This is a genomic window from Pseudomonas sp. XP2, assembly GCF_053557975.1.
On record NZ_JBNRIK010000001.1, the window covers coordinates 456,454 to 481,195 of the forward strand.

Consider the following 24,742-nt stretch of genomic DNA (forward strand, 5'->3'; position numbering starts at 1 on the left):
AGATGGCTCAGTACAAGGGCGCATCCCGTCAGCATGAAGTCAGCACCAGCCGGCGGCGCAAAGACACGCGCCTGGCCGGGCAGCGCTTCAGCGATTTTTTCCAGTCTGCTGATGGCGCAGTGTTTGGCACCTTCGCGCTGCCGATCCTGGCGCTGGTTTCGATCAAGGTGCCCTTCTCGGGTGAGCTGCTGTTGCTGCTGGCCTGGGTGTTCAAGCGAAAGTTCGTCGATGTCGAAAACCGTGCCTTCGATTTCCCTTACCGGGTACCCAAGCTGGCGGATGTCAATGACGGCTCGTACAAGGGCAAAAAGAAAGGCGAGGGGGTTACCCTTTTCGGCAATGACCTGGAGACCCGGGAGCAGATCTACGCCGGCGACAGCGACCTGAGGACGCACCAGCTGGTGTTGGGCACCACGGGCTCCGGTAAGCCGCAGCCCAAGCATGCCAAGGTGCTGACGCCGGGCGGCTGGGTGGAAATGGGCCGCATCCGGGTCGGAGACAGCGTGTGCACGCCCGATGGCAAGCAGGCTGCGGTGCTGCGGGTGATCGAGCAGGGCGTTCAGCCGATCTGGACGATTGCCACCCGCGACGGCCGCAGGGCCCAGGCCACCGGTGACCACCTGTGGCGAGTGCTTACACGCGGCCAGGATGGTAGCGAAGCAGCGCACACCGTGACGACCGATGCCATCCGTGAGCTGATGGGGCGTGGCGTGGTGGTGATGCTGCCCAAGGTGCGCAAGAAGCGTGGGTCTGCCAAGTTCAATGGCTGGGCCGAGGTGTGGAAGGTAGACGCTGCCGGGCAGGCGCCCTGCCAGTGCATCGAGATCGATCACCCACACCACCTGTATATCACCGACGACAGCCTGGTCACCCATAACACCGAGCTGTTGCTCGGCATCGTGTTCAACGCCCTGGTGCAGAACACGGGTTTCATCTACGTCGACGGCAAGGGTGACCCCAAGCTGCAGAAGGAAATCTTCCGCCTGTCGCGCTACCTCGGCCGCGAAGATGACCTGTTGATCATCAACTTCATCACCTCTGGCCGCGACTTCGTCGAGAAGCAGGTCGACAAGGTGACCAACAACATGAACATGATGGGGAATACCTCGTCGGGCATGTTGATCGAGCTGATCGTGTCGCTGATGGATGACTCCGGTGGCGGCGGCGACATGTGGAAGGGGCGGGCGATCATGTTCGTGGCAGCCCTGACGCGGCCGCTGACCTATCTGCGGGACAAGGGTCACATCAACCTGTCCCCCGAGAAGTACCTGGAGTACTTCGAGCTGAACGTGATCGAAGAACTGGTGTGGGAGCACGGCGGCAAGTACGGCGAGATGTTCGATGTGATCGTGGCCCCGCTGCGCTCCTACCTGCTGACGCTGCCGGGTTACCAGAAGGCGAAGTTCAAGAAGCAGGAAACCAAGACCCTGGAGCAGCACGGCTACATCGTCATGCAGCTCGGGCGGATCTTCAACGACCTGACCTTCAACTACGGCCATATCTTCAAGACACGCGTCGGTGACGTGGACTTCTACGATGTGGTGATCAACCGCCGCTTGCTGGTGGTGCTGCTGCCGGCGCTGGAGCGTGCACCTGACAGCATGCGCATGCTTGGCAAGATGATTGTAGGCAGCATCAAGCAGATGATGGCCGGCTGCCTGGGCAACCGGGTCGAAGGGGTGGTACGCGAAATCATCGACAGCCGGCCAACGGGCTCCAAGTTCCCGTTCTATACCATCCTCGACGAATACGGCTATTACGCCGTGGTCGGCTTCGCCGTGGCCCCGGCCCAGGCGCGTAGCCTGGGCTTCAGTGTCACCTTCGCGGCGCAGGACTTTTCCTCGCTGAAGAAATCCAGCGCCGAAGAAGCGGATGCCACCTGGGAAAACACCAACATCCGCGCCGTCGGCCGCCTGACCTCGGGCACCGAATCGGAAACCTGGCGGCGCGTGCAGGGCGCGGCGGCCGAGTCTTCGCAGGCCATGCTGGGCAATTTCGAACGCACTGCGGGCAACGAAAAGCTGCGCCAGTCGGACAACATTGGCATCGAGCAGCGCAGCCGGTTGAACTACGACGACGTCGCCATGCAGGAAAACGGCGAGTTCACCTTCCTGGTCGGCAAGAAATCGCAGAATGGCAAAACCGGCGGTGTGGCCCTTATCCGCGGAATGGGCTTCTACACAGCCGGCCCGGCACCGAAAGAAATGCGCATCAACGATTTCATCCCGGTCGAGCCGCCCGAGCCGTCAGACCTTCCGCAGAACAGGCAATCGCGCCAGGCATTTGTCGACAGCCTGAAAGATGGCTCGTTCGCCAGGCGGGTGCGGGCGGTGGTCAAGGGCGACCCTACCTTTGCCCGTATGCACAGTGCGTTCGAACACAACTACGCAGACCCCGACCGGCCACTGCTGGGTAGGCTGGATACTTCGTTCGCCGTGCTCGGGGGGTATTTGACCGGTGCGTTGAAAAAGCCGGCTCCGGCTGCGCCATCTCCGCAGCAGGTGCTGGAAACACCCGTTACGCCACCCGCTGCGCCCGTAGCGGCAGCCCAGGAGGATCCACTGAGCCCGGGGGCGATCGAGGCGAGCATTCTGGCGGTGGCGGACCTGATCGTCGGGAGCACGGTGGCGCCAGAAGTGCCCGCTGTTGCGGCTGCGGACGAGCAGACGCTGGACGATGAATGGGCCCGTGAACTGGCAATCGTCATGCCCAAGCAAATGCTCGACATGCAAGTGATGGCTGCCGGTGAAGGGTTTGCATCGCTGTCGGACAAGTGGGCCGCCGAAGAACGCATCCGCGAAGCCTGCGATGCCATCGCTCGCGAAACGGCCTATTCCGTAGCGCCCGCGCCTGAGGCGCAGGATGTGGCGGGTATGCGTGAACGGTTGAATGAACTGCAGGCGCAATGCCGCGCGCTGATGAAGAACAAACCGCATGAGTAGGCATCGAGCCCGCCGTCCACTGGTCGGAAGCAGATTCTAATTGGTGTCATAAATTGACGACGATAGATATCTAACAGATAATCAGAAACTAGAATTTTTGCATGCCAGGGTGACGTGATGGGGTTGTTCGATTCAGGGAAGAAGGCAGCGAAGTTCGCGTTCATCACCATGCCCATGGCGGCCTTGGGCGTGAACCAGCTGCGCATGGGCAACCAGCACATCAAGTCGCTGTGGCGTTCCAATTTCAGCCCCACTTGCCCCGAGTGCGAGCGCGGGGTCCTGCTCAAGACCGAAGGCGATCATCAGGAGCTTGAGCAGAGCCCGAAAGGCAAGCTGCGTGTGCTGCACAGCTGGGGCTGCAACAACTGTGACTTCGCCTTGTTCGAAGAGGACAATGTCACAAAGGTCCGCGAGCATGCTGCGCGCTACCGCAATGAGCGCGTCAAGGCACAGCTGACGACCATCGAGCGCGACGAACTCGACCGTATCGCCCGCAACCACCGGCTGCATTCCAGGGCGTTTTTCATCGCCAGCCTTTTCGCCGTTGCCGGGTTCGTCTACATGCTGGCGACCGGCGCCGGCATCATGATCGCCCTGAACTGGTTGTCGATCGGCTTTGCGCTGTGGGTATTCGGCATGAAGAAGTCCTATCGCAGCTGGCAGGTCTCGACCGGGCAACTGTTTGTCGAAGGCGCGTTCTGGTTCTGGTTCCAGCATCAGAAGTGGATTATCTGAACATGGCGCGCAACGGGCTCCAATGGGTAGTCGCCGTGCTGGCGCTGTGGTCTGCGCAAGTGCTGGCCGACGACTTCTATGCCGTGCGGCCTGCGGATATCGACTGCGTCGTGCAGGCCGCACAGCGCCAGGGTGTGCCGGCCAACGTGCTGCTGGCCATTTCCAGCAAGGAGAGCGGGAAGAACGGGCAAAGCGTGTCGAACAGCAACGGCACCTTCGACCTTGGCCACTTCCAGATCAATACCACCCACTGGGGGCCGAAAGGCGTATTTGCCTCGTACCCGGCTATTACCAAATCCGATGTCGCCTGGCGCGGTTGCTACAACGCAGAGCTGGCGGCCTGGCTGCTGCGCCAGAAGCTTGCCGAGAACAATGGTCAGGACTTCTGGACCCGTGCGGCCAACTACCACTCCCGCACCCGCAAATTCAACGACATCTACAAGAAAGACCTGATCCCGCTCGCGGTGAAATGGGGCAAATACCTTGAACGGCAGCGCCATGACCGGCTGGTGGTCAGCTACCAGTAACCAGGCCGCCGCAGGTTGCCCCTGCGCAGGGTCGATCAGAATGACAAACTTCAGGAGTTTTTAAATGAAAGGAATGCTCATGGGTGCACGCTGCTGCAAGGCCGGAGGCGTGCTGCTGGCATTGGTTGCGCTGGGGGGCTGTGCCAGTTCTGCCAAACCGACCACCGACGACACCGAGGCGTTTGCCAGCCGGATCATCGCCGACAAGGTATCGGTAGCGGTCAACTCTCAGCACAACTACGTGTCGCGCCTGAACGCTGACCGTGTGCAAGCCGCCTCTCGCCAGGCTGCGGTCGACACCGACCAGGTGGATATCGATTTCATCGGCAAGCCCCAGGAGCTGCTGCAGACCTTCGCCAGCCGCTACGGCTATGCCTACGTCGAGAGCGGCAAGCGTGTGGACCTCAAGCCCATCAACGTGTGGGTCCGCAGGGCTACCCCGATCAACGTGCTCAAGGATGTGGGCGCGCAGATCGACACCGGTGCCGATGTGGTGCTCGACAAGAGCACCAATACCCTGCGCCTGATCTACAAGCCGGTACCGTTGGCGCTGGGGAGGGGCTGAACATGGCGATGGACATGCCCCCGATGACCCTTGAGGACGCCGAGCGCCTCTATGACAAGCCTGCCTACGTTCAGCAGCAGGGCGACACCGGCGATGCCAAGTCCGCTGTCGAGGCCATGCGCGATGAGAAGAACCAGGCATCGGCAGCCCGTGGCGAAGCCATTCTCGATGCCGCGCTGCAGGTCGGTGTAAAGGCTGGCCTGGCCTGGCAGCTCACCAACATCAACAAGGCGCTGAAGGTGCGCGAGCGCGAGTTCGATACGGTCTATGACTTCAGCAGCCTGATGATCCAGGACCGCGTGGTGCCGCCGGTGATCACCGAGGCGCGCCACCTGTACAACCAGGACGGCGATTACACGCTGCGCCTGTCGGGGGCGGCCTACAAGATCGAATCGCAGGCGCGCTTTTCGTCCGTTCCGCCAAGCTGGCGCGAGTACCTGACCTTCCCGCTGCCCAGCTTCGACCGCACCTCGCTGGTTTCTGCGCTGGTGCCGCGTTCCGACGAGGAAGAGCGGGTATGGAAACTGGCTGTACGTGAAGGCTGGAAGCAAGGCGTCGAGCAGGCAAACCTGATGCTGACCTACGGCTTCGACCGGATGAACCGCGATATCGATGGCATGCGCCGTTTCAGTGAGTTTGCCCGCCACGGCCAGGTCACCCTGCCGATCATCTCCGGAGCGGCCATCCCTGTTACCAAGGAAGGGCGGTCGATGGCGGTGGACGAAACCCTGTTGCGCATCACGGCGCTGCCAGAGTTCAACGACAACATGAATGTCTGGCGCAGCTCGATTGCCACCTCCACCACCGCCGATCCGGTGCGACGTGCTGCGCCAGCCCGTGCCGCAAACCCGGCACCGTCGCCGGCCGCCGCCCGTCAGCCTGCAGCGGCCGAGGCATTCGCGGCCCCCGGTGGCAGCCGCTTGCGCACGCAGCCCGCTGCCGGTGAAGGCGGGCCGCAATGAAGCAGGACTTCCACGATGACGTGATGATGCTGGAGCCGGGCGCACTGATCGAGCGCCTGGAGCGGCTGACCAGCTACGAAGACCCGTTTCGCTTCGACCGCGCCGACCAGTTCAAGGCGATGATGCTGGAAACCCTTACCCATGGCGTCAGCGATATCTTCATCCAGCCCGCATTGCCGGTGGTGGTGAAGAAGTACGGGCGGTTGTATGCGGTCACCCGCCGTACGCTCGATGTCGGGGAAGTCAACGAACTGTTGAAGATGGCGGCCAACCGGGACACCGCCACTACCGATATCGTGTCCGGGACGGCGGTCAACGAGCGGTACGAGTTGTTCGACCCGCAGCGCAAGGATGCGCGAGGCGCCCGCCTGCGTTATGCCTACCGGGTAAACGCCTCGCCTATTGCCTGCCATGGCGATACGTCGTGCCAGATTGTCATCCGGGCCATTCCCGATGACCCGCCCCGAATCCAGGACGTCGGTTTGAGCGAGGACATCGTCAGAATGGCCACGCCGCGTGATGGCATCGTCTATGTGGCCGGGGCCACGGGCCATGGCAAGACCACCACGTTTGCCGCCATCAACCGTTTCATTCTGGAAAACGACACGCCGATCAAGGGCAACCTGATCAGCCATGAAGAGCCGATCGAGTTCACCTACGACAAGATCCAGAGCAAGCATTCGATCTTCGTGCAGTCGCAAATTCCCACGCACTTCAAGGATTTCTACCGGGCCAACCGCGAGGCCATGCGGCGTGCCCCCGGCCTGTGTGTAATTGGCGAATTGCGAGACCAGGAAACCATTCGTGCGGCGGTCGAGCTGTCGCTGACTGGCCACCCGGTGTTCGGCACGGTCCACGCCAAGGACGTGGCGGCGATCATGCGCCGGATGATCTCCCGCTTCCCCGAACAGGAACGGGCGACGGCCATCTACGACCTGGTCGACACCAGCCGTTTCATGATGGCGCAAAAGCTGGTGCCAACGGTCGATGGCAAGCGCACGGCGGCGCGCTCTTGGCTGAAATTCACCGAGCAGGTGCGTGACACCTTGATGGACCTGACCGACATGGGGCGGGTTACCCAGCGTGTCGCCGAGTTCGTGCGCGATGAAGGGCATACGTTTGCTGCCGAGGCGGACCGCCTGCTGGCAGCGGGCGTGATCAACGAAGCGGCTGCCCGCGACTTGCGCCACGGCTGAGCCGGGGCGCTCTCGTAAAGGCTACCCAACAGAATTCAGGGGAAGAACATGGCAACAGGACGGTATCACTGGAGCAGAAGTGCTCCACCCGCACGTTTCTTCGTGATCAACGCAAGCGCTGCCTTGCCTTGGTTGCTGTTGTTGCTGGTGCCGGCGCTGTGGAAGTTTCTGCTGCCGCTGGCGTTGTGCATGACGCTCGGGCTGGTCTACATCGAAGTGGTCAAGAAAATGACCGTACGCGCTGTTTTTCGTCAGGCTGCGGTGTTCATGGTGGGGCGTGTGCGTACCACCCACAACATCCTCAAAGAGCTGGTCAGGTAGGGGCACGGCAGGCATGACCGGCGAAAATCTTTGTGGCGGCAGAAGGGGCGTTGAATGAAGCAGCAAGGCGGTGGGCAAAAAAGTTTCACGTGGGATGATCCCGCGATATTGATAGGGATCATCGTGGTGCTTTACCTGGGGGGGTGGGGTGCCTGGTACTTCGCCCACGAAAAGATTTCCGCCGCCTACACCTACATCCGCTACGTGGAACTCTGGTTGCCGAGCGTGCTTGGCGACTTTGCGGACATACCGGGTATTTCGTCGATCAACGAATGGGTCGGGCGCATGTGTGCGCCCGACGGCATTGTGGGCGCCTGCCAGCGTGACTTTTCAAACGTGGCGTGGGGCGAAATTACCTCGTCCTCCCTGTTCATGAACGGGTTCTTGCTGGTACTCATGGTAGTGCTTTCGGTGCGCATGTTCCTGCGCATAAACAAGACCCACCCCAAGCTCAGGTTCACCCGGACACACAACATCAAGAGCTATGTGCAAGAGAACAAGGCGCAGTACCCGCACCTGCGGATGTTCGCCGAGCTCGACCTGATCGCCCAGCCACTGGACCACCCAGTATTCGGCATGTCGCAGACCTCCCGCCAGTTTGCCTACGAGCATCTGCTGATCAGTGGCTGGCAAGCGCAGTCGGACCGAAGCTGGGCGCCGACGCTCGACCGTGAGAAGGCCACCGAAGTGATGCGGCGTCAGTTGGGCCAGCACTGGACCCGGGTTGGCAGCTTGTCTGCGGCGGAAACCCTGCTGGTGGCAATTGCCTTGCCACGGGTGGTTGCCACAGACACGTCGCTCGATGACGAAGCCTTCAAGGCGGCGATGGCCGACAGCGACTACATGGTTGCGTGGTGTTGGGACCAGTTCAAGGCGCCTTCGGCGAAGGGGGGTAAAGGCGCTGGTGCCGCCGACCCTTATGCCTGGCTGAAGCCTGAAGTGCCACTGGAGGTGCCGCGGGCAATCATCCAGAAATACATAAAGCACCCTAACGCCAGTGCGATCCTGCATGCCCATGCGTTCGTCAGGACCATCATCTTCGCCATGTTCTTCCAGGCGCGGCGCCTGGGCGTGTTGCCTCCCGCCGAGATGCGCTGGCTGCGCTTTTTCGACAGGGACATGTGGTATGCCCTGCAGACGATCGGGCGCCAGGCCGGGTTCCCGGAGGCGCCGGGCATCCTGTCGCACTTCCTTTATGAGTGCAAGGCAGGTGCATCGCTGGCGGAGCCCCAGCTGGACAAGGCAGTCAATGGCCTTGAACAGGCCATGTCGGCGTACAAGTATACCGACGCCGACAAGAAGCGTTACGAGGCCGTCCAGGAAGAGAAGGAAGCCGCGGCACGGAAGGCGATGCACGATGAGAAAATGACATGAAGTGGCACTGCTGAGCCGGCAGTTCGCTGTCAGAGGGTCATCATTCAATATGACCATTTTTTGTTTTTTAGTGCCTTTTTCTGCTTTTTTGTTAGAATGCGGTCGTATTGGATTATTAATAAGGACGTTGAGCCATGAAGGGTGTGTTTGCAAGACCTGTTGCCGTGCTTGCGGTGCTTGCGGCGGGGGTTTTAGTCGCCCATGCCGCCCCGGCTCAAACGGCGGACCTCTCTGCTTTCATCACCGCTCAAGCCGTTGCGCCGGCCACTCAGGCACAGCAGGAACTCGATGACCTGACCGCGCAACGGGTATCGCGCTATGGCCGCATCGTCAACGCCCGCCCGGTGGGCCTGGGCGGGTTGACTGCCTGGACGGTGGAAAAAAACGGCCATCAGGTGGTGTTGTTCAGCACCCCGGATTCTGCGGTGCTGTTCACCGGTGTGGCCTGGAATGCCGAATCGGGCGCCAACATCTCCGACGCCTTCCTGCCGGGCGCTGCGCAGGTCGCCAACCCTGCGCCTGCTCCTGCTCCTGCAGCCGTTGCTGTTGCACCTGCCGCGCCGATGATGTCGCCGGTTGTCGCACCGAACGTGCGTGAGGCCGCAGCAATGGATGGCAGTTTCAAAGGGGCTGTACCGGAGTCGATGAAGACGGTCGACTCCCTTGCCGGGGTGAAGGAAGGCAAGGGCGGTATTGGCGATACCGTCTACATCATCATCGACCCCCGCTGCCCATACTGCCGGGAGGCGTACAACCTGACACGGGCGTATGCGGCAAAGGGCCACTCGATCAAGTGGATCCCCTCAGCAGCGCTGGGCAACCCGGAAGATGGCGTGCCGCTTGCGGCCACTATCCTGCAGGCCAAGGACCAGAAAACGCTGGCGCGAGTGCTGGGCAAGCACGAGCAGATCCGCTCTGAGCCATCGCCGGAAACGGTCGAACAGTTGAGCACCAACCTGGCGTTCCTGTTTGCCGCGTTCGAAAACAACGGCAAGGAACAGGCGGGTGTCCCGGCTGCGTTCTTCATCGACCACCGCACAGGGAAGCCAAGGATGATGACGGGCCTTTCACAGGCCGTCGTACTTGAAGACATCTTTGGGAAACTTTAAGGAGCAACGTACATGAAATCCAAAGCGCCGAACTTCGAGTTCGATCCCGGCATCCGCATCTTCGGCTCGGGCGAGCACTTGCTGGTGGTGTTCGACAGCCAGAGCCCCCATGACGTGCTGCGGGCGCCCCGGACCGTGCGTATTCCCAAGGGGTTTCAGCAGTTGTCCCTGTTGGTTGCCGGTTTTGATACGGCTGAAGACGATGGTCATCAGCGCTTGCTGAAGGGCAGCGTCAGCCTGGCAATCGAGGATGCCACTGGCGCGCTGTCCAACCACGAGCTGGCCGCCCTGCAGCTGGTATTCCATGCCGAGGCAGATCGCAAGGGCGCGCTGACCCACATTGATCCGGCCCTGGTTGCCTACACCGTTCGCCAGGCCCTTGCGCAATGCTTGAACGAGGCCCTGAACGACTACTTCCAGCGCGATGAAGCTCAAAGGGTGGGTGGGCAGCTGCAGCCGGCGGCATTTAATGCTTCGCTTCCCGTGGCTGCGCCACAACCGTCACGCAAGGCCCTGCGCGAACAGGCCGCCGATGATGCAGCTCGCCAGGCTCGATCGCGCCGGCGCAAGACTGCATTGGCCTGGGTTGTTCCGCCATTGGTAGTGGTTGCGGTAATGGCCACCATGTCTCATCTTGCTTCCTCCCCGTCGCCGATTGAAAATGCTGTCGCGCAGCAGATGGCGAATGACCCTGAGTCAATCAAGGCGCAGGTGGAGCTTACCAAGCAGACGCTTCAGTCCATGGGCCTTGACCCAGGTCAAGGCGGCGATCTCGGGTGCCTGGCACCGCAATGATTGCCGTTGCTTCCATCTTGAGGGATGGGTTATGCCTTTCGCTGGTTTGCGGGCGTGTGAAATGGCGTAATGCCTTTTCGCTTTGCCCGATTGTTGCCAAGCGGTGCCGAAGGTGGTTCTTTTCCAGGATTGGAGATTAAGAGCAGGCAAGGGCCGCGAAGCCTTCCGTGCTGTTCTGCTTGAGCAGGGTGTTGCTCTCCCTGCAGGCACTTTAAGACTATTTTGGATTGGAAAACCTTAGGTACGTATATGCGACCAGCGAATGAAGTGAAAGACGGGACCAAGTTGTTGTCGCTTGCCCAAGGCTTGCGGTCCCTGCTGGTCCCCTCGCCGGATGTACTGGCAGACACCGTCAAAGAGTTGCACCCGCTGGTCAACCTGTCCGACAAGGTGCTGCCGCTGAAATCGTATTTCAACATGGTCCAGGACATTCAGCGGACCAAGCACACCCATGCCGCCATGCGCGCAGCTGGCGAACCCCTGAGCCGCGAAGCCATTCAGCAAGGCGTGTCGCGCAAGCTCTGCACTGAAGACATTTTCATGGTTGCCTGCTCGTTCCTGGAAGTGGAAATAGCCAAGCAGGGCTCGGTCTACTACCTCAGTGGCGAGTCGCCCGATTTCAAGGAAACCAAGAAGAACCGAAACCCGCTGGACCTGTCCGATGAAGTCGTGCTGAAAAACCTTTCCAGCGGGCTGGCCCGGCCGGACACCGACCGCGGTGCCGTTGAGCGAGGTCAGATCGACAGTGGCTTCAATCACCTGGTGCGGCTCAACCAGTTGCACAACCTGATGCTGGAGTCGGTGCGGCTGATGAAGGCGGACGAGCGCCTGACCAAGGTCGATATCCGCAAGAAGTTCAACATTTCGCATACCGATTATGAGCGCATGATGTCGATGGCGCGCCGTTCTGGGCTGATCTCGTTCCGTAACCGGAAAAAAGATCCGTCCAATGCCTACACCTTGCGCAACGACAATCATGAGCGGGTGTCGGAACATGCCAAGAACTTTGGCCATACGCCGCAAAAGATGTTGAACAAGATTCTTGATGATTTCTTCGGGATGCTGGAAAAGCGCAAAAAGCACGAGGACTGATTTGATGGGAACCCAAGGCCATAAGGATGTCGGGCCGGCTATAAGCGCAGATGAGCGAGCCCGGATAGCGCGGGCCGCCAGGCAGGTGGTGGCGTACGCCAACTTTTTGCGCTGGACGGCGAACTTCAAACGGGACGAAGTGCTGCGCCATCCTGAGCACGACCGCGTGATGTTGCTCTCGCCCATGCAAAGTGGGCGATTCAGCTTTGCGCTGGAAGGGGACACCCTGTATGTGGGTGTGCAGCCCTTCGAGGCCGCCTGGGCCGGGTGCATGCCTTTCGAGGCTGCCTACGTATCCGACCGGCTGTATTTGTCGGTTGAGAGCGTCAACTTCATGGACACTCGCATGCCGCCGCTGGCGCTTGGCATTTTTGTCGACGAACAGGGCAAGCGCGAACTCATGGCTCAAGCCAGGTTCGTCCAGTTCGTGCGGGTGAGTGTGCATGAAGGCTATGTGGCTGAGGTCGGCGAGCCTTGTGGCGAGGCTTTTGCGATGCGGTCGGGCGATGTGGTGGGTCAGCTGCGCGAGACGCGAAAGGTGAAGGCACAGCAGCAAGACATGGGGCGGTTCTTCTGACGCGCTCAAGCAGATTTTTCAAGTAAGGACACGAGCATGACCAAGTGCAAACTCATCCTGCCCCTGCTGGCCGCTGCGGCGATGGCGGGTTGTGTAACCACCGAGCAGATGCCGGACGGGACCACCAAGATTCGTTTTTCGGACGAGGCTGTCAGTTCGCTCACCTCGATGATGCCTGGCAGCCTCGTTACCGGGATTGCAGGTGGCGCAGGTGGGGGAGGGATCAACCTTGTTCCGACAACAAGCCCGCTTGGCACGGGCGAGCAACTGTATCTCAACGGGCAGTTTGAGCTGGAGTGTGCTTCTGCCCTGCTCTACAGCGCAAAGTCTGGGCGCCCCATGGACGCGCAGATCAGCAACAAGTGCCGCTCCAGCTACTTCTTGCGCCAGGAGCAGCTGAGGATGGCGGGCAAGCCCTATGATCGGGGGGCGCCAGCTTATGATCCTTCGAACCCGCCCAATGAGTACTGGGCCAAAGTGGTGGGCCGCACTGTCAGCCAGTTGGCGGCTGCTGACAAGTTCACCGCGCGGTTTGCCGGATACCCGCGTATCGAGAGCAGCGGCGGCATCACCATTGCCGTGCGCTTGCTGGGAGAGTCCCAGGGCGCCCACGTAGCGCTGGCAACCACGCCGGCACGTACGCCGGTTGTTCTGGATGATGCGCAGTTCGAACTGGGTATGCGCCAGCGTGCCTCTCAGGTCAGCAGCCAGGTGGTGGATGCGATAGCGTGCGATGCGGTGCTTGCCTACAGCAAGACCGTAGACAAAGGCCCCAGGCCATCACGTGTTTCTGCAAGCGCCTACACGCGGTATGAAGTGTTGTTCACGGTTGCATCCATGGGTTGCAAAGACAGCACTCGTCAGTTCAAGACCGCTTCGCGATAACCTGTGATGGGCCGACCTCGCAGTCGGAAGCAGGCACAAAAAAACCGGACGCAGGTCCGGTTTTTTTGTGCCTGCTTGTCAGGCTATGGCTCTGCGTTCCAGGTGTCGTCCGCAGCTGCCGCTGACTCATCGATCCCCGTCCGTTGCGTATCGGCAGCGTTCAGCCACTCCTGGCTGACGTCCGCCTGCTGAGCCACGCGTTCGTGGGCAAATTCACGAAGCAGGATGGAGTCCTCGATCGACGTCATGAGCGCCGGGGATGCCTGGCCATAATCGCCGAGCAGCGTCCGTGTGGCTTCAGGTGGCAGCTGGCTGATTGCGTTGCGTAGCTCACGGCCGTAGTCGGCCAGTACGGGCTGCTTGGCAATGACAGTCTCCGCCGCCTGGGAAGGGAACACGGAGGCGGTGAAGCTCTGAAATTCCTGCGGGGTCGGCATGGCTTGAATCCTTACATGCTGTAGTCGTTACTGCTTTCGCTGCGTGGTAGCGATGGGTTGGCGTAGCGGGCGAACGTCTTGTCCAGGTCGGCAGCCAGGTAGGCTTGTTCGCTTTCACGCACCATCCGCTTCATGCTGTCGGCGTCGGAGGAGGCCGCGATTACCTGATCGCGCACGGAGGCCAGCAAACCTTCCCTGTCTGCCCGTGAGCCAGGGGTATTGTCGATTGCTTCGAGTGCATCGAGCAGCGACTGGCGCAGCTCGGACTCGGCGCCGCTCCTCCCGGACGGGCTGGCCATTTCCAGGGTCACGCTGCTGATCACGGCACGATGGATGGCTGTGAATGCGCTGGCTTCGGCTTCTCTGCTTTGCATTATCCGCTCGGAGCGCAGGGTGTGGGGAGGCGTGTTGCGCAAATATTCAGACGCTTGATCGGCCAGTGTGTCGATCGTCTGGCGGACTTTCTGGCCGTCAGGGCCTTCCCGCAGGGCGGCTTGCGCTACGTTGCCAAGGCTGATTGCCGGGTTGCCTGAGGCCTCGATGGCCTTTTGTCGCATTAGCCCGGCGCCGATCACGAATCGGCTCGCATCGCGTATTGATAGCTGCATCTATGTCCGTCGTTTTTTCACGGGGCTTGAACGTGCCCGAGTCAGTCGGCATTCAGCAACATCTGCTTCCCTGTGCGGCTCGCCGTACCCAGGCGCATAGGCTGATGCGGGCGGTCGAATGAGTCTGCGCTGACGTGCTGTGCCAGTCCACCGCGAACCCTGCGGTTCGCTTGCTTGAGTGACCATAGCATTTTTACTGTTATTTTTCTTGTGCTTGAGTCGGATAAATAGGTTTTTTGGTTGAATCAGGTATCCCCTGGAGCAAGCGCTGGCTTGTGTCCTCAAAAGCCCTCATCAGGACGCTGACGAGCGGGAGGCCCACTAAAAACGGGCTGTTGTGGCCAATCATGCCGCCCCTTTCGTGTGCTGACCAGTAGGTGAAATGTCTATTTACACAACTTTACAAGCCTGTAAGCCGTTCAATTGAGAGCCTTCTGTACGTTTTTTGTGCAGAAAAGGCAGGTTGACGGGGCTCCCGCCGGCATCTGAATAACGTGCTAGCCCGAAGGTTCAAAAAACCTCATGTTTGGCCTAATTATGAAATTTCGCGCTCATATCTCTTTATTTAAGCCAAATTTTCGGCATTTTCACGAATTTACAGGTTGGTCGCTTTCCCCGTGGCGTTAAAAGCACGGCTTCATGATCAGTATTGATCCAGATTTTGTTAATTTTCTTTCGTAGCATTATTTTGATTTTTTTGTCATTTGTGGTTTAAGATTGCCGCGTTTTCCATATCTTCAGGATCATGCCTGCAGAGTAGTATCATGAGCTCAGGCTCAAAGCATCGGTGTAAGCCATCGCCTACCGGGTGCAGCGAGCTCAATTCAAGGACGACGGAGCATTCCAAGGGGAATTCGTCGCGAACGATTTAGATCAACCGTCCGCAACTCGATTCAGGTAGGTATTCTCAATGGCTCAGATGCCGTTTTCACCGTGCAGCGATGCAAACGCCTGCACCGACCAGTCAGTCGAGATGCTTGGCAGGATCTTTGGCCCGGTAATCGATGCCCTGGTCAAAGGCACCGACCCCAACGCTGTGCAGGCAAGCGCCAATATCCTCGCGACGATGTTCGGCTTCTTCAACAGCGGGATCCTCATCATCGGTTCGCTGATCGTTTCCTACGTTGCCGTAATGGGTGTCACCAACACGGCCAACGACGGGGAGGCGATGGGCAAGAACTGGTCCTCGCTGTGGACGCCGGTACGGATCGTGGCGGGCGGCGCAGTGTTGCTGCCCACAACAAGCGGCTTCTCTTTCATACAGCTCATTGTGTTGATGTTTTCCCTGTGGGGCGTCGGCTTTGCCAATGGCACCTACAAAGCAGGCATGGCCATGGGCGTGCTGTCGCCGAACGGCATCGTCGAAGGGGTTAACTCACCTGGCAATTTCTACGGCTTGCGCGATTTCGCCCGCAGCTACCTGGCGGCGTCGTATTGTGCCAAGGCGGCCAACTCGATCTATGGCAACAACCCGGCATCCGGTGCGGTTCCCGAAGTAAGGGCGAACAACACGCAGGACAAGCTCAACACGGTAAATGGCCGCACGGAATACGTCTTCGAAATCAAGGACCGCAACGCCGATACAAACCTGGCCGGTGGGGCGGCTTTCTGTGGCACCGTTAAGGTGGCGGTGTATTCGGCACAGACCCAGACGGAGGCGATGGCCAGGGCTCTGGAATCGCTGCGGGTGAATGTGCAGGGCAAGAAGCGCGAAGCGGCCATGGGCATGATGACCCAGCTGGACACCTGGGTGAGAAGCTGGCCTGCGACGATCAACGACGCTGGCTGGGATGCGGTCGACTCCGACCAGTTCAATACCATCGTGAACGCGGCGGAGCAGAAGGTGGCCACGCAACTGTTCGCCCAGGTGAGCAGTGATCAGGGCGATGTCGACAATGGCCTCAAGGACTTCCTCGGTACGCTGACCGATGATGGCTGGTCGGCGGCTGGCGGATGGTTCCAGCGCGTGGGTATGGTCCGAGGCCAGATTGCCGGGGTGCTGTCCGAGCCGGTCGGTTCGGTCAGTGCGCCTTCTCTCGGTGCACTGCCTGCCGATGCCCGGGCCTCTCTGCTGACGCACAGCGTGACCACGGTCACCGAGGCAATCGACAAGAAGTCAGAAGAGAAGCCAGGGTACAAGCAATCGACCACGGCCAAGCCTGAGGATATTGCCAGCCTCATTCCCAAGGACCCCAACAGCGATATCAACGTCGGGTCCTTGAAAGCTGACATGGACTCCAAGATGTCTTCGTACGTCAACAGTGTCATGTTGAACGTGGTGGAGATTGCCACGGGTGCGGGCAGCAACGGGCAGACACCCCTGTGCGGAACGGCCGGGCAGATGGGGGGCTCGCTCAATCGCATGAAGTGTGTGGGCGATTACCTGACCGTTGCGCGTGCCGGCATTCTTGTGGCCGATGTAGCCATCAAGACTGCCGGGACAGCGATTCGGGTGATTGCCGGCGCGCTTTCCTCGGTCAAGGGCTTGGGCAACGGCCTTGATCTGGACAAGGTTGTGACCCCGCTCTGGGACTGGGTAATGACCGTGCCGGTCAAGCAGCTCGCCCTGATGGCCTCGTACATCGAGCCTCTGGCGTTCTACTTTGCAGTCTTTCTTCCAAGCCTGCCGTACACGCTGTTCATGATCGTCTTTGTTGGCTGGGTGCTGGCCGTGCTGCAGTCGATCATTGCTGCGCCGCTGTGGGCGGTCATGCACATGACACCGGATCGAACGTTCGTAGGCTCCCAGACCCAGGGTTACCTGCTTCTGCTTTCGCTGTTCGCCCGCCCTGCGCTGGCTGTTCTGGGGCTGTTTGCCGCGGTGCTGGTGTCAGACCCGGTGATCGACTATATCGCCCAGGGCTTTTTTGCCATGCGGGGGGCTGTGGTGTCTTCTTCAGGTGGTGTAGGTGCCATCTCCGAGTTCCTGACCTTTGCCTGGTGGTTCATGGTGTTCGGGCTGACGTTGTTGCCTGTGTTGTACATGATCTTCGGCTTGCCGCAGACATTGCCTGACCAGGTATTGCGCTGGATCGGTGCAGGCATTGGCGACCTGGGTGAGACCAATGCTGTCGGCCAGATGCGGGGCGGTATGGCTTCTGTAGGCGCAGGCATTCAGGGTTCGGGTTCTGGCATGCGCCTCGGTAATGACAAAGGCAAGCTGCCGCCGCCCGATGGCTCTTCGCCTGGCGGCGGGCCCAGAGGTGGCGGGCCTCGAGGCGGGGCGGGTGGCGCAACACCTCTGCTTAATGCCAACGGCCAGGGCGCCGGTGGGGCAGCTGCCCGGGATTCAGGCGCACAGGCTTCGGCCGAGTCGGGTGACACCCGAAGCCTTGGCGAAAAGCGCTCCGAGGCTGCTGGTGTCGCGCTGGGGCGGGCAATCACGGGCGGCACTGCTGCAACTGCCAGGTCGCTGCGCAGCGCGGGGAGCGCCGCGCTATCGGCAGGGCGTTCGGGGGTGGAATCCTTCCAAAGCTCGGGCTCTGGTTCGATGGGCGGGCGGCTGCGTGACGGCGTCAGGGCCGGCGCGCTGACTGCCGGTGCGGGCCTGGCTTCCACGGCCAGCGCTGCTGGGGCTGACTATAAGCAAGCCTTCTCGACTGCCAAGGCAGAAGGCAAGGCGGCGTACCACGAAGGTGCGCCTGCCCGGGTTCAGGCATTCAAGGACTCGCTCAAGGGTGGTTCGGCACCGGCCGGGAGTGATGCGGGCCAGGATCAGGCCGCTTCGGCTGATGCTGCTCCTGAAACTGCCGGCTCCCGGGGGCAGCAGTTCAATGACGCTGGGCTTCCTGCCGGGGCTGGTTCGGCTAACGCCAAAGACGACGATGAAGAGGGTCGATGAGCGGCAAAGTGCCGCTCTTGTTTTGGCATTTCGTGGGTGCAATGACGGTCCGTCGGCTGCCTGCGGGGGTGGGAATTTTTCAAACCTTCGGTTGTCTTGGACGATGACGCGCAATCGTGTGCGCACCTTGATACGCGACTCGGATCGCTTGGCGGAGACATCGCATGGATGAGAATCAACTGGAAGACCAGCTTCGACGGCTTCTTACCGGGTTGGCTGACCAGGCCATCGTGCGCGGTGAGCAGTTCATCTATGACGGCGGGGAACTGTACGCTGATGATGTAGCGGACATCGGGCTGGTCTCGGTGCTGTGCATTGCGCAGGCGTTGTCTGAGCGGGCCGGGTTGGGTGGGTTTGGTTATGAATTCCAGTTGGCTGCACCGGCCAATCCGGTGTTCCCTATTCACGCCACTGCGCCGGAGGTGCTGCCCGACTTTTTCAGGGTGGCGCCTTTTGTGTCGGCGGTTTTTCACAGTGAAGTGCTGAATGCCAGGCAGGACCTGACGCTGCTCTACCATGCGGCCGTGCTGCGATTGCAGTAAGTATCTGGAACGTGAAACAAGGCTGGCCGATTTTCTACCTGTAGCCCAAGGAAGTTTTTATGCACGACGAAGACAGTTCAAATGAAGGGAGTGGCCCAGCCGTCGAGCTGCCGCCTGGTGTGTTTCCGCCGATGGCGGGTTACACCATTGGAGATCTTCTGGCGGTAGCCAATGCCCCGTTCGAGGCATTGCTGGAAAGTCACGATATCGACCCTGGGCTGATTCGTGAAACGGTTATTGCGCTGGCCCAGCACTTGTACGCGGCATTCGAAAGAGAGGACGCCCAGTACCAGATTGCCACGTGGTATCAAAAGCCATATGACCAGCCTGGAAAGCGCCAGCGCAGTATCGAGATCATCGCCGAGCAATTCGGCGTCATCACGCTGAAGGCAACGGCCGAATCATTGAAGGGATCACCGTTGCTCGGCCTGGGCAAGCCGTTCTATCTGAGCCTTGTCGAGGCAGCCGGGCAGGCCATAAAGGCGCATATTCTGAAGTTGAATCAGGGCTGATGCGGCAGTTTGTTCATAGGGATATGAAGTGACTAATACAATTTATTTTAGTGTCTACATGGATGGCACCGATAACAACAAGGACAGGGACACGCCTCTCGGTAGCCATACCAATGTGGCCAGGCTTTATGAATACGACACCGCGCACGGCACCAACCTTTCCCTCAACTCCGGCGCTGCGCCCCGCAAGTATGGCCCTGGCGGCCTTACCGGCCAGTCGGAGAAAATTTACCTTGATGGGGTGGGGAGCCAGAAGGGTAATGCGCCTATCGCCTTGATCGAGCGGGGCACAGGGCGCGGCAGCCAGAACCGGATCGAGCAGGCTTATGATGCCTTCGTCACGTTCTGCAACAAGAACCCTGATCTGAATATTGAATTGAATGTGATCGGCTTCAGTCGCGGGGCGGCGCAGGCCCGTGCTTTTACCAACGAGGTGATCGACCGTGGTGTGCCCCGACTCGACAGCCAATGGAAAGCCACCGACGATTACCTGATCCCGCCTGGTGAGGCGCAAATCAACAAGCTTGCCATTTTTGACACGGTTGCCTCCTACGGTATTCCCATTACTGAAAGCCACGTCAGGAAAAACCTGGAGATTAGTAACAACGTCAAGTCCACCACGCATTTGGTGGCCATGCATGAATACCGTGCGACATTTCCCTTGACCAGCGCGCTGCGCAATGACGACAACTCGCGCATCGAAGAGGTCAAGTTTGCAGGGGCCCATTCGCAGGTTGGGGGTGGCTACCGTAATGACTTGCTGGCAGCTGGCCCGCTTGCATTCATGTATGACCGCTTGAAGTCAGCAGGCGTGGAACTGGTGAATTTTCCGGCCAAAGAGCTTGAGCGTATCGAGCAATATAATGCGTTGATCAAACAGCCCGAGCGGTTGCAGGAGGCTTTGATTGACTCCCGGTTGCTAAAGGGTAATGAAGCGTTCAAGCGGGAAGCGGATGGGTCTTACACCCGCATCAATAACCGGCCGTTTCCTGCTGAGAGCGGCACATTGAATTTTATTGGGTGGGAAAGCACGTCCGGGTTTATGGCATGGCAACGAAAACCCTTCGACCATCCAGTGAGCGGTCGTAAAGTCATTTTCGAAAATGATCGCTCGCTCGCTGCACCTCTCATCCAGCAAATAGGCAGGCATGTGGGGCAGACGCTGGCTGGGTGGAACGGCAAGGTCAGCAACGATTCAGCCGTGCCTGATAACCCTTCAGAAAACATGGCTGGCGCCATGGAGCTGATCGATGACGACTTCGATGCCAATGCCGCCGAGCCGCGCAAGCAATTGGCAGAGCTCTCGTCATTGCTCGCGGGCTCAAAGCCGGAGGCCGAACATATCCAGCGCCTGGCCCTGAAGGAAGTGCCTCTTCCCGGCGCGAGCGTGTCGGCGAAGTATGCAGTGCTTCGCGTCGATCCCGAAGGTTCTTCTGCCTTTGCTGACCTGGGCTTTGGCTACGAGGCCGCCCGCATTGTTGCCGATGCCGGTGAGTTGACCGGCAATCGAGGGCCGCTGAGTATCAATGACCCGATCGCGCTCCACGATACCAATGGCAATAGGGTGGGCAGCCTGGAGGCTGTGCGTGAGGCGCCGGCATTTGCGGGGGAGCGCGGCATCCTGATCGCAATAGACATGCAGCATGTGGCGCCAGGTGCACAGGCGGGGGTCATTCGCGAGGGCCTCACTCAGGTTGCGCAATGGATCGCTGAACGGCCGGAAGGCAGCTTGAAAAACGAATACGAAATTGCCGGGGCGGATGGCAGGCCACGGGTTCGTGCCATGGTTGACTGCCCTGTTGTGCCCGAGCAGCAGCGAACCGTTGCCTGGGAGGCCCCAGCGCCCTGAGTGAGCCAATGCTGTTACACATACGGGCGATGGCACACACTGCAGTAACGCTTTTTGCAACCTGCTTGCTTAGAATGCACCTGTTGCCGGCGATGGTCGGCCAGTCAATCGGTAAGGGTTAGAACATGAAAATCCACAAATACCAGCCAGGCAGCTTCATCGAGGTCGATGACATGGCGGGTGGTCGCCGTGTGGGCATGGTCTGCAAGGACGGCGTGACATTTTGGGATTTGCTCGATTCCGAGCGCTGCACGCCACTGACGATTCATCCTTCAATGAATCCGCAAGAGCTGGGCAACCTGGTGCAGTTCAGCCGGGACAAGGGGTTGGGTAAAGCGACCCAGGCACTGGTCGGCCACATGCAGGCGGCGGATGACCAGCGCTTGAGCGGCGACCCGCTTTTCGTCATGCGTGCGCTGTGGTTCGTGGCCAAGAAGGCGAGCGGTGAGGACTATGTTCCTGATGCCGGAACACTGCGATGGGCCTGCGAGCAGGCCCAGGCGCAGACGCAATCGGCGGAGCGTGTCCACCAGCTGGCAGACCAGTACTGCTCCGCTTAGCCCGGAATGAAACTGCCCCTGCAGGGGTCGATCAGTCTGGGCTCGGTGCTTGCGGAGTTGCCTGCTTGGCCACCTGGTGCTCATGCAGGGCGGCATAGCCGTCCACCGTGGCGCGCAGGGTGTGCAAGGCCTGGCTGGAGATGGCGCCTGGGCTGTGCCGGGCCAGCGCATCGTAAACGCTCTGGGCATCTAGCCGGTGCACGCCAAAGGCTTCATCCATTGTCGCTTGCTCGACGCTTTGCCAATTCACCGCGGTCGGCAACTCGTCACGAAGGCTGGCTGCTGCGTGCTTGCCGAACAAGTGCGCCGCGCCGGCCTTTGCTTCCAGTTCGGGCAGGGCTTGTATGCGGCAGCGTATTTCATCCTGGCGGGCGCGACGCTCGACTGTGGCGTCGGGAGAGGCCAGCGCCATCAGTAGTTCGCCCACATTGGTAAAGCCTTCACTCTCGAAGATCTCTGCGACCTTGCGTGAGCGTGCTTCATCTCTGGGCAGGAAGATGGCTACGCCATTGTCATAAGGCTGCGGCAGGTCGCCCCAGTAGTGGGTGGCCTTGAAGTCGCGCATGGCATCGAGACCTTCAGCAAAGAATACGTCCTTGGTGACGGCGTAGATGGCGTAGTCATCGTTCAGCTGGGCAGCGGCTTCGGCATCGAGGCCGTTACGGACGAGGCGGCCTTGCAGCGTAACCGTTTGCTGCAACTGCCTGGCGATATGCTGGGCGGCGACGAAATGATGCGAGCCACCGCTGTTGGCCAGGTACAGTCCGTCATCCCAGTCGTACTGGACCAGGAAGTCGCTGGTGCCATGAACAATGCCGATCTCGGGCCAGCGCAGGTTTTGCGCAAGCCCTTCCTGGCTCACATCCCGGATCAACGCCTGGCAGGCCTGTTCCGCCATCTGCTGCATGGAGTAGAAACGATACAGGTCGGACTTGGAGGCCGACAGGCCCGTCACGTCAGCTATGTCACAGGTGAAGTGGGCCGTGGTTTCGCTGCTGCCCAGTCGGGCGAGTGCCGGGATATGCCGGTGTTCGCTCTGGTAGTGGCCGTCGCTGGCGCGCCAGCCCCTGACCTCACCGTTCTTTTCGCTGCCTTGGCTGAAGCCGATATGGTTCGACCACTCATGCCAACGCACCACGCTCGAGGAGGCGATGACGGCGGCGGTGTCATCCACTCGCATTCGAATGTTCGGCGCCTGCGCGATGACCCGGCGCAGCCGGGCGGGGATGCCCAGGTCGTCCTTGACCGTTTCCAGAAACTTGGCAGCCAGTGTTCTGAAGCTCATGGCGTGACTCCATTCAACGCAGGGTGATTGGCACTTACTGGGTGACGCGCTGCACTGCGTCCGCTGCCTCGCGCGCTTTGCGTTTGAGGGTTTTCACCACCGTGCGTACATCGTACGAACAGCTGATGTAGGTATCGCTGCCGTCTGCATAAAGCCACAGGTCATGGTTGCCGACTTCTTTCTTGTAGTCGCCAACCTCGTCCTTGGGAATGTCGGCCAGCTTGGCGACCGTCTGGATGCTTTCGCCGCTGAATGCGCCGCCGTAGGCGTTGAAGTCGCCTTCGCCATTGGAACCAGGGTGCAGCGACAGCCGGGTGACGGGACGGCCGTACACGTCCAGCGGGTTTGGAACGGTGAATTCACCGTCGGACAGGTCCGATGCCTGGACGATGGCTTTACCGTTCGCGGCCTTGATCAAGGCTTCGAACTGCTCGGGCGATACATTGCGTTTGCAAGTGAGCGCCTGGGTCAGGCGGGCACTGGCTTCTGACGGGTCGATTTTTTCTGCGTAGGCCGAGGTGCAGGCGAGCGAAACCAAAAGCGGCAGGGCGAGTTGCAGGGGGTTCATGCGTCAGATCCTTCTGGATGACAAAATGCTATCAATTTTAGTTGTCAGAAAAATGTTTTTTGCATAGGGCGAGTGTGCGCTACGCCTTGCCCAGGGTCAAGCGATCAGCTGTTCATGAGCAGGATTCAAACCTTGACGGGGCAAGGCCTCAAATTCATACTCGCTATCCATATCAACATTTTTCTAACAGGCCATTTTGATAATTGACAGGACGTCGAGCAGTGGCTGACGCACTTCGCTGTCAGTTGTTGCGGCGTTTGCGCTGGGCCTTACCGTTCAGCTGGCCCTTACAAGGAGTTTCCTGGCATGTCCTACCCATTACCTCCACTTGCCGTGGAGTCGGGCCTGAGGGTGGTGGGCGATCGCCGCGCAGCCTTGTGGCTGTTGTCGGTGCCTTTGCTGGCGGCGCTTGTCGCTTTTGCCATCGCGGTCATTGCAACCCTGATGGGTGAAATGGCGCAAGGATCACCACGTTTCTACGCCGCCGCGCTGTCCTTTTCGACCTTGCTGCTAAGCGTGATGCTGCTGCCTGCGTACCTGTTGAGTCTGGGCTGGTACGCATGGTGGACGCGCGAAGGTGACCATCATCGTCTGCGCCTGGGCCTGTGGCTCGCGCCGCTGGTAGCGGTGTTGTTCGCATGGTTCCCGGCCACGCTGGTTCCTGGGCTGCAGCCGCTTGGCCAGGATGCTATCGACCCGCTGCGAACCTATTTGCTCGCAGGCATGCTCACCCTGTTGCTGGGCTATGCCTGGTCCGTCATCGTTTTCGTGATCCTGCGGTACTGGAGAGATGTATGAACACCGTGCTTGCCACCCCACGCAGCGTGCTGCCGCTTGTTCTGGCCGTCATGTCGGCGGTAATGGTGCCCAGGGCTTTCGCAGGGTTCGAACTGGTAGAAAGCCCCGCGGCGCCGGTCCCTTATGCCGCACCTTCTGCCCAGGGGCAGGACACGGCGCACATGCAGCAGACCATCAACGCCTTGAATGTCGAGATCCAGAGCCTGCGGGTTCGTCTGGCGGCTGCAGAGGCCGATGCCAATGCTAGCCGCCAGGAGCTGCTGGCAATTCGTGCGCGGCAGGACCACATCCAGTCCTCGATCAACCACATGACCCTGAATTTCGCCTTCGGCCACTCACGGTTCAGCCCCAGTGCCGATGATGGCGACGTCCTGGTGCGCTCCGCGCAAGACGCACTGCAGGTGAAGATCGTGGGTTTCACCGACGGTGTTGGCACGGTAGAGGCGAACCGCCGTGTGGCCTTGCTCAGGGCCCAGGCTGCGAAGATGTACCTGGTTCGCCGGGGGGTGGCAGCGTCGAAGATCAGTGCCGAAGGGCAAGTGGGCGATTACATTGCCCCGAACGACACTGCAGATGGCCGCGCCGCCAACCGCCGGGTTGAATTCGAGTTTTTCGGCCAGTATCAGGCAAGCACGCCCGTCAATCGTTAACGGCCAGGGCCA

At 60.1% G+C, this 24,742-nt stretch carries 24 protein-coding genes; 20 read left to right on the forward strand and 4 right to left on the reverse strand.

Features of this window, described 5'->3' with window-relative positions; genetic code table 11:
• Nucleotides 1-2 precede the first annotated feature (2 nt).
• The 13 genes from ACK1VC_RS02020 (at nt 3) to ACK1VC_RS02080 (ending at nt 13,080) form a co-directional block, all read left to right on the forward strand.
• The gene (locus tag ACK1VC_RS02020) at nt 3-2,942 is read left to right on the forward strand and encodes a type IV secretion protein DotL (RefSeq protein ID WP_191087009.1); all 2,940 of its coding nucleotides are present in this window, start codon (nt 3-5) and stop codon (nt 2,940-2,942) included.
• Nucleotides 2,943-3,059: 117 nt separating this feature from the next.
• On the forward strand, nt 3,060-3,677 hold the full coding sequence (locus ACK1VC_RS02025) for a hypothetical protein (RefSeq protein WP_023047878.1): 618 nt from the start codon (nt 3,060-3,062) through the stop codon (nt 3,675-3,677).
• A gap of 2 nt (nt 3,678-3,679) precedes the next feature.
• Nucleotides 3,680-4,204 carry a transglycosylase SLT domain-containing protein gene (locus tag ACK1VC_RS02030; protein ID WP_016489296.1) on the forward strand — a complete coding sequence of 175 codons (525 nt, stop codon included), beginning with the start codon at nt 3,680-3,682 and terminating at the stop codon, nt 4,202-4,204.
• A 64-nt stretch (nt 4,205-4,268) separates the two neighbouring features.
• Nucleotides 4,269-4,769 carry a DotD/TraH family lipoprotein gene (locus ACK1VC_RS02035; RefSeq protein ID WP_224372395.1) on the forward strand — a complete coding sequence of 167 codons (501 nt, stop codon included), beginning with the start codon at nt 4,269-4,271 and terminating at the stop codon, nt 4,767-4,769.
• Nucleotides 4,770-4,783: 14 nt separating this feature from the next.
• A complete protein-coding gene (locus ACK1VC_RS02040; protein WP_224372393.1) occupies nt 4,784-5,731 on the forward strand; it encodes a type IV secretory system conjugative DNA transfer family protein in 948 nt (315 codons plus the stop codon).
• Nucleotides 5,728-6,927: an ATPase, T2SS/T4P/T4SS family gene (locus tag ACK1VC_RS02045; RefSeq protein WP_016489293.1), complete on the forward strand. Its 1,200-nt coding sequence runs from the start codon at nt 5,728-5,730 to the stop codon at nt 6,925-6,927. Before ACK1VC_RS02040 ends, ACK1VC_RS02045 begins: the two co-directional genes overlap by 4 nt.
• Nucleotides 6,928-6,975: 48 nt before the next feature.
• Entirely contained in the window at nt 6,976-7,248 is a 273-nt protein-coding gene (locus ACK1VC_RS02050) for a hypothetical protein (RefSeq protein WP_172455929.1), read from the forward strand.
• Between the two features lie 54 nt (nt 7,249-7,302).
• Nucleotides 7,303-8,622, forward strand: coding sequence for a secretion/conjugation apparatus DotM-related subunit (locus ACK1VC_RS02055; RefSeq protein ID WP_060518527.1), 1,320 nt, complete (start codon nt 7,303-7,305; stop codon nt 8,620-8,622).
• Between the two features lie 134 nt (nt 8,623-8,756).
• Complete coding sequence (locus ACK1VC_RS02060) at nt 8,757-9,731, forward strand: hypothetical protein (RefSeq protein WP_191087008.1); 975 nt, start codon at nt 8,757-8,759, stop codon at nt 9,729-9,731.
• Between the two features lie 12 nt (nt 9,732-9,743).
• Nucleotides 9,744-10,526, forward strand: a complete 783-nt coding sequence (locus ACK1VC_RS02065) for a hypothetical protein (RefSeq protein ID WP_016489289.1) — start codon at nt 9,744-9,746, stop codon at nt 10,524-10,526.
• Between the two features lie 249 nt (nt 10,527-10,775).
• Complete coding sequence (locus ACK1VC_RS02070) at nt 10,776-11,618, forward strand: hypothetical protein (RefSeq protein ID WP_016489288.1); 843 nt, start codon at nt 10,776-10,778, stop codon at nt 11,616-11,618.
• A gap of 4 nt (nt 11,619-11,622) precedes the next feature.
• Entirely contained in the window at nt 11,623-12,195 is a 573-nt protein-coding gene (locus ACK1VC_RS02075; protein ID WP_224372391.1) for a hypothetical protein, read from the forward strand.
• A gap of 36 nt (nt 12,196-12,231) precedes the next feature.
• Nucleotides 12,232-13,080: a hypothetical protein gene (locus tag ACK1VC_RS02080; protein ID WP_016489286.1), complete on the forward strand. Its 849-nt coding sequence runs from the start codon at nt 12,232-12,234 to the stop codon at nt 13,078-13,080.
• A gap of 83 nt (nt 13,081-13,163) precedes the next feature.
• Here the strand turns inward: ACK1VC_RS02080 and ACK1VC_RS02085 are convergent, their stop codons facing one another.
• Entirely contained in the window at nt 13,164-13,517 is a 354-nt protein-coding gene (locus ACK1VC_RS02085; protein ID WP_023049287.1) for a hypothetical protein, read from the reverse strand.
• 11 nt (nt 13,518-13,528) lie between these two features.
• Nucleotides 13,529-14,074, reverse strand: a complete 546-nt coding sequence (locus ACK1VC_RS02090) for a hypothetical protein (protein WP_016489284.1) — start codon at nt 14,072-14,074, stop codon at nt 13,529-13,531.
• A gap of 961 nt (nt 14,075-15,035) precedes the next feature.
• Between ACK1VC_RS02090 and ACK1VC_RS02095 the strand changes: the two genes are divergently transcribed.
• From ACK1VC_RS02095 to ACK1VC_RS02115, 5 genes are all read left to right on the forward strand, one after another.
• Entirely contained in the window at nt 15,036-17,966 is a 2,931-nt protein-coding gene (locus tag ACK1VC_RS02095; RefSeq protein ID WP_060518521.1) for a DotA/TraY family protein, read from the forward strand.
• 164 nt (nt 17,967-18,130) lie between these two features.
• Nucleotides 18,131-18,508 (forward strand): hypothetical protein, encoded by a 378-nt coding sequence (locus ACK1VC_RS02100; protein ID WP_016489282.1) that lies wholly within the window; start codon nt 18,131-18,133, stop codon nt 18,506-18,508.
• Between the two features lie 59 nt (nt 18,509-18,567).
• Entirely contained in the window at nt 18,568-19,020 is a 453-nt protein-coding gene (locus tag ACK1VC_RS02105) for a hypothetical protein (protein ID WP_023047575.1), read from the forward strand.
• 28 nt (nt 19,021-19,048) lie between these two features.
• Nucleotides 19,049-20,869, forward strand: coding sequence for a phospholipase effector Tle1 domain-containing protein (locus ACK1VC_RS02110; RefSeq protein WP_224372389.1), 1,821 nt, complete (start codon nt 19,049-19,051; stop codon nt 20,867-20,869).
• 125 nt (nt 20,870-20,994) lie between these two features.
• Entirely contained in the window at nt 20,995-21,429 is a 435-nt protein-coding gene (locus ACK1VC_RS02115; protein WP_016489279.1) for a hypothetical protein, read from the forward strand.
• A 31-nt stretch (nt 21,430-21,460) separates the two neighbouring features.
• On the opposite strand, the gene ACK1VC_RS02120 is transcribed toward ACK1VC_RS02115, so the two are convergent.
• Entirely contained in the window at nt 21,461-22,714 is a 1,254-nt protein-coding gene (locus ACK1VC_RS02120) for a DUF6685 family protein (protein ID WP_191087007.1), read from the reverse strand.
• Between the two features lie 34 nt (nt 22,715-22,748).
• Nucleotides 22,749-23,282, reverse strand: a complete 534-nt coding sequence (locus tag ACK1VC_RS02125) for a hypothetical protein (RefSeq protein WP_016489277.1) — start codon at nt 23,280-23,282, stop codon at nt 22,749-22,751.
• A gap of 306 nt (nt 23,283-23,588) precedes the next feature.
• On the opposite strand from ACK1VC_RS02125, the gene ACK1VC_RS02130 reads away from it, so the two are divergent.
• Nucleotides 23,589-24,080, forward strand: coding sequence for a hypothetical protein (locus tag ACK1VC_RS02130; protein WP_016489276.1), 492 nt, complete (start codon nt 23,589-23,591; stop codon nt 24,078-24,080).
• Complete coding sequence (locus tag ACK1VC_RS02135) at nt 24,077-24,730, forward strand: OmpA family protein (RefSeq protein ID WP_016489275.1); 654 nt, start codon at nt 24,077-24,079, stop codon at nt 24,728-24,730. The genes ACK1VC_RS02130 and ACK1VC_RS02135 overlap by 4 nt, the downstream gene beginning before the upstream one ends.
• Nucleotides 24,731-24,742: the final 12 nt, after the last annotated feature.

Coding starts and splice junctions, on each gene's coding strand:
- ACK1VC_RS02020 (WP_191087009.1), top strand. CDS start 3: ATGGCTCAGTACAAGGGCGCATCCCGTCAGCATGAAGTCAGCACCAGC.
- ACK1VC_RS02025 (WP_023047878.1), top strand. CDS start 3,060: ATGGGGTTGTTCGATTCAGGGAAGAAGGCAGCGAAGTTCGCGTTCATC.
- ACK1VC_RS02030 (WP_016489296.1), top strand. CDS start 3,680: ATGGCGCGCAACGGGCTCCAATGGGTAGTCGCCGTGCTGGCGCTGTGG.
- ACK1VC_RS02035 (WP_224372395.1), top strand. CDS start 4,269: ATGAAAGGAATGCTCATGGGTGCACGCTGCTGCAAGGCCGGAGGCGTG.
- ACK1VC_RS02040 (WP_224372393.1), top strand. CDS start 4,784: ATGCCCCCGATGACCCTTGAGGACGCCGAGCGCCTCTATGACAAGCCT.
- ACK1VC_RS02045 (WP_016489293.1), top strand. CDS start 5,728: ATGAAGCAGGACTTCCACGATGACGTGATGATGCTGGAGCCGGGCGCA.
- ACK1VC_RS02050 (WP_172455929.1), top strand. CDS start 6,976: ATGGCAACAGGACGGTATCACTGGAGCAGAAGTGCTCCACCCGCACGT.
- ACK1VC_RS02055 (WP_060518527.1), top strand. CDS start 7,303: ATGAAGCAGCAAGGCGGTGGGCAAAAAAGTTTCACGTGGGATGATCCC.
- ACK1VC_RS02060 (WP_191087008.1), top strand. CDS start 8,757: ATGAAGGGTGTGTTTGCAAGACCTGTTGCCGTGCTTGCGGTGCTTGCG.
- ACK1VC_RS02065 (WP_016489289.1), top strand. CDS start 9,744: ATGAAATCCAAAGCGCCGAACTTCGAGTTCGATCCCGGCATCCGCATC.
- ACK1VC_RS02070 (WP_016489288.1), top strand. CDS start 10,776: ATGCGACCAGCGAATGAAGTGAAAGACGGGACCAAGTTGTTGTCGCTT.
- ACK1VC_RS02075 (WP_224372391.1), top strand. CDS start 11,623: ATGGGAACCCAAGGCCATAAGGATGTCGGGCCGGCTATAAGCGCAGAT.
- ACK1VC_RS02080 (WP_016489286.1), top strand. CDS start 12,232: ATGACCAAGTGCAAACTCATCCTGCCCCTGCTGGCCGCTGCGGCGATG.
- ACK1VC_RS02085 (WP_023049287.1), bottom strand. CDS start 13,517: ATGCCGACCCCGCAGGAATTTCAGAGCTTCACCGCCTCCGTGTTCCCT.
- ACK1VC_RS02090 (WP_016489284.1), bottom strand. CDS start 14,074: ATGCGACAAAAGGCCATCGAGGCCTCAGGCAACCCGGCAATCAGCCTT.
- ACK1VC_RS02095 (WP_060518521.1), top strand. CDS start 15,036: ATGGCTCAGATGCCGTTTTCACCGTGCAGCGATGCAAACGCCTGCACC.
- ACK1VC_RS02100 (WP_016489282.1), top strand. CDS start 18,131: ATGGATGAGAATCAACTGGAAGACCAGCTTCGACGGCTTCTTACCGGG.
- ACK1VC_RS02105 (WP_023047575.1), top strand. CDS start 18,568: ATGCACGACGAAGACAGTTCAAATGAAGGGAGTGGCCCAGCCGTCGAG.
- ACK1VC_RS02115 (WP_016489279.1), top strand. CDS start 20,995: ATGAAAATCCACAAATACCAGCCAGGCAGCTTCATCGAGGTCGATGAC.
- ACK1VC_RS02120 (WP_191087007.1), bottom strand. CDS start 22,714: ATGAGCTTCAGAACACTGGCTGCCAAGTTTCTGGAAACGGTCAAGGAC.
- ACK1VC_RS02125 (WP_016489277.1), bottom strand. CDS start 23,282: ATGAACCCCCTGCAACTCGCCCTGCCGCTTTTGGTTTCGCTCGCCTGC.
- ACK1VC_RS02130 (WP_016489276.1), top strand. CDS start 23,589: ATGTCCTACCCATTACCTCCACTTGCCGTGGAGTCGGGCCTGAGGGTG.
- ACK1VC_RS02135 (WP_016489275.1), top strand. CDS start 24,077: ATGAACACCGTGCTTGCCACCCCACGCAGCGTGCTGCCGCTTGTTCTG.